Source organism: Micromonospora sp. URMC 107, assembly GCF_051386315.1.
GTDB lineage: Bacteria > Actinomycetota > Actinomycetes > Mycobacteriales > Micromonosporaceae > Micromonospora.
Genome location: NZ_JBPQTK010000230.1, coordinates 1 through 4321 on the forward strand (window position 1 = coordinate 1; position 4321 = coordinate 4321).

The 4321-nt window shown below is 70.9% G+C and carries 2 protein-coding genes; both read left to right on the forward strand.

Translation table 11 applies throughout. The features are described from left to right. Nucleotides 1-350, forward strand: a 350-nt coding sequence (locus ACSNN9_RS27885; protein WP_436676281.1) for a discoidin domain-containing protein, incomplete at its 5' end; no start/stop codon positions are given. A 176-nt stretch (nt 351-526) separates the two neighbouring features. Beyond that, entirely contained in the window at nt 527-4219 is a 3693-nt protein-coding gene (locus ACSNN9_RS27890) for a discoidin domain-containing protein (protein WP_436676283.1), read from the forward strand. Nucleotides 4220-4321: the final 102 nt, after the last annotated feature.

Below are 4321 nucleotides of genomic sequence, written 5' to 3' on the forward strand. Positions count from 1 at the left end.
CGGTCGACGGCAACGCGAACACCTACTGGGAGAGCGCCAACAACGCCTTCCCGCAGTCGCTGACGGTGGACCTGGGCACCAGCCGGACGGTGTCCCGGGTCGTGCTGAAGCTCCCGCCGTCGTCGGCGTGGCAGACCCGCACCCAGACGCTGTCGGTGCTCGGCTCCACCACCGGCTCGTCGTTCACCACCCTGAAGGCGTCCGCCGGCTACACCTTCGACCCGGCCACCGGCAACACGGTCACCGTGACCCTCGCGGCGACCAGCCAGCGGTACCTGCGGCTGACGTTCACCGGCAACAGCAGCTGGCCCGCCGGTCAGCTCAGCGAGTTCGAGGTCTACTCCAGCTAGCCCGGCGGCCCCCGCCCGTCCCGGGCGGGGGCCTCCGGTCCGGTCGGCCGGCGCAGTGTGGCCCGGCCCCCGTCCCGCACCGTCCCCCACCTGTCGCGGCACGACGGGCGTACCCCTGCGCCCGCCGCCGGGCAACGCACCCACACACCACCCCCGAAAGAGGTGTAGGTACCGCCATGTCCAGACTCGGCACCAGACAGGGCACCGCGCCGACCGGCGCGCCCGATCCCGCCCCCCGGTCCACCCGCCCGGCCCACCGACGGCTGCTCGCCGGCGTGCTCGCCGGGCTGCTCCTCACCGCCGTCCCGGCCGTGACCCCGGCGGCCGCCGCACCACCGGCGGACCCGGTCGCGACCGCCGCCCGCGCCGCCCTGCTCGCCGGGCTCTCGGCCACCATGACCGCCAGCAGCCACACCCAGGACTACGTGGCGGGCAACGCCAACGACGGCAACGCCGACACCTACTGGGAGAGCGCCAACAACGCGTTCCCGCAGTGGATCCAGGCCGACCTCGGCGCCACCGTCACCGTCGACCGGGTGGTGCTCAAGCTGCCGCCGTCGTCGGCGTGGCAGACCCGCACCCAGACGCTGTCGGTGCTCGGCTCCACCACCGGCTCGTCGTTCACCACCCTGAAGGCGTCCGGCGGCCACACCTTCGACCCGGCCACCGGCAACACCGTCACCGTCAGCTTCGCCGCGACCAGCACCCGGTACGTGCGGGTACAGGTCACCGGCAACACCGGCTGGCCGGCCGCCCAACTCTCCGAGGTCGAGGTCTACGGCGCCGCCGGCAACCCCGACACCCAGGCGCCCAGCGTCCCCGGCAACCTGGCGTACACCCAGCCCGTCAGCGGGCAGATCCGGCTGACCTGGTCGGCGTCCACGGACAACGTCGGGGTGACCGGATACGACGTCTACGCCAACGGCGCGCTGCGCGGCAGCGTCAACGGCTCCACGCTGACGTACACCGACAGCCAGCCGACCACGGCCACGGTCTCGTACCACGTCCGGGCCCGGGACGCCGCCGGCAACCAGTCGGCGAACAGCAACACCGTGACCCGGACCGGCACCGGCAACCCGCCCGTCGGCAGCAACCTGGCGGTCGGCAAGCCGATCACCGCCTCCGGGCACGTGCACACGTTCGTGGCCACCAACGCCAACGACAACGACGTGGCCACCTACTGGGAGGGCAACGGCAACCCGAGCACGCTGACCGTGCAGCTCGGGGCCAACGCCAGCCTCAGCCAGGTCGTGCTGAAGCTGAACCCCGACTCCGCCTGGGGAGCGCGTACCCAGAACATCACCGTGCTCGGCCGGGACCAGGGCTCCTCGACCTTCACCACCCTGGTCGGTGCGGCGAACTACGGCTTCAGCCCGGCCAGCGGCAACACCGTGACCATCCCGGTCTCCGGCGCGGCGGCCGACGTGCGGCTCTCGATCGCCTCGAACACCGGCGCCCCGGCCGGGCAGGTCGCCGAGTTCCAGATCATGGGCACCCCGGCGCCGAACCCGGACCTGACCGTGACCGGCATGTCGTTCAGCCCGTCCGCGCCCGTGGAGACGAGCGCCGTCACGCTCTCCGCCACCGTCCGCAACGCCGGCTCGGCGGCCTCCGGCGCCACCAACGTCAACTTCTACCTCGGCACCAACCGGGTGGGCACCGCGCCGGTCGGCGGCCTGGCGGCCGGCGCCTCGGCCACGGTCACCGCCAACATCGGCACCCGGGACGCGGGCAGCTACCCGCTGAGCGCGAAGGTCGACGAGTCGAACGCCGTCGTCGAACAGGACGACACCAACAACAGCCACACCCACCCGAGCCGGCTGGTGGTCAGCCCGGTCGCCAGCTCCGACCTGGTCGCCGCCGCGGTCGCCTGGTCGCCGGGCACCCCGGCGGCCGGCAACACGGTCACCTTCTCGGTGTCGGTCCGCAACGCCGGCAGCATCGCCTCCGCGTCCGGCGCGCACGGCATCACGCTCACCGTGCTCAACGAGGCGGGCACCGTCGTCCGTACCCTGACCGGCTCCTACTCCGGCGTGATCAACGCCGGGGCCACGGCCGGCCCGGTCAACCTGGGCACCTGGACCGCCGCCAACGGCAAGTACACCGTCCGGGTGGTGCTCGCGGCCGACGGCAACGAGCTGCCGGTCAAGCAGGCCAACAACACCAGCGACCGCGCGCTCTTCGTGGGGCGCGGCGCCAACATGCCGTACGACATGTACGAGGCCGAGGACGGCGTGGTCGGTGGCGGCGCCAGCGTCGTCGGGCCGAACCGGACCGTCGGCGACCTCGCCGGTGAGGCGTCCGGCCGGCGGGCGGTGACCCTCAACTCGACCGGCAGCTACGTCGAGTGGACCACCCGGGCCAGCACCAACACCCTGGTCACCCGCTTCTCCATCCCGGACGCCCCGGGCGGCGGCGGGATCAACTCGACGCTGAACGTCTACGTCAACGGCAGCTTCCACAAGGCCATCGACCTGACGTCCCGGTACGCCTGGCTCTACGGCAACGAGGCCAGCCCGGGCAACTCGCCGAGCGCGGGCGCACCGCGGCACATCTACGACGAGGCCAACGTCATGCTCAACGGCACCGTGCCGGCGGGCAGCAGGATCCGCCTCCAGAAGGACCCAACCAACACGACCACGTACGCGATCGACTTCATCAACACCGAGCAGGTGGCCCCGATCGCCAACCCGGACCCGGCGCGCTACGTCACGCCGACCGGCTTCGGTCACTCCGACGTGCAGAACGCCCTGGACCGGGTGCGGATGGACACCACCGGCAACCTCGTCGGGGTGTACCTGCCGGCCGGCAACTACAGCACCGCGTCGAAGTTCCAGGTGTACGGCAAGGCGGTCAAGGTGACCGGCGCCGGACCCTGGTACACCCGGTTCAACGCGCCCTCCGGCCAGGACAACACCGACATCGGCTTCCGGGCCGAGAACTCGGCGGCGGGGTCGTCCTTCGCGAACTTCGCCTACTTCGGCAACTACACCTCGCGGATCGACGGGCCGGGCAAGGTGTTCGACTTCTCCAACGTGTCGAACATCGTGATCGACAACATCTGGAACGAGCACATGGTCTGCCTCTACTGGGGCGCGAACACCGACCACATGACGATCAGGAACTCCCGGATCCGGAACATGTTCGCCGACGGCATCAACATGACCAACGGGAGCACCAACAACCTGGTCAGCAACAACGACGCCCGGGCCACCGGCGACGACAGCTTCGCGCTCTTCTCGGCGATCGACGCGGGCGGCGCGGACATGAAGGACAACGTCTACGAGAACCTGACCTCGACCCTGACCTGGCGGGCCGCCGGCGTGGCGGTCTACGGCGGCTACGGCAACACGTTCCGCAACATCTACATCGCGGACACGCTGGTCTACTCCGGCATCACCATCAGCTCGCTCGACTTCGGCTACCCGATGAACGGCTTCGGCGCCAGCCCGCCCACCCGGTTCGAGAACATCTCGATCGTCCGGGCGGGTGGACACTTCTGGGGCGCGCAGACCTTCCCGGCGATCTGGGTCTTCTCCGCCTCGAAGGTGTTCCAGGGCATCCGGGTCAGCGACGTCGACATCGTCGATCCGACCTACAGCGGCATCATGTTCCAGACCAACTACGTCGGGGGGCAGCCGCAGTTCCCCATCACCGACACGGTCTTCACCAACGTCTCGATCAGCGGCGCCCGCAAGAGCGGTGACGCCTACGACGCGAAGTCCGGCTTCGGCATCTGGGCGAACCAGATGCCGGAGGCGGGGCAGGGTCCGGCCGTCGGCTCGGTCACCTTCAACAACCTTCGCCTGAGCAACAACGCCGTGGACATCCAGAACACCACCTCGACGTTCACCATCAACCGCAACTGACCCACCCCCGGTCGCCCGAGCGGCGGCCGGTCTCCCGGGCGGTGCGCCGTGCCGGCCGGCGCCGGCGGCTAACCGGGCCGCCCCCGCCGCCGCGTCGGCGGC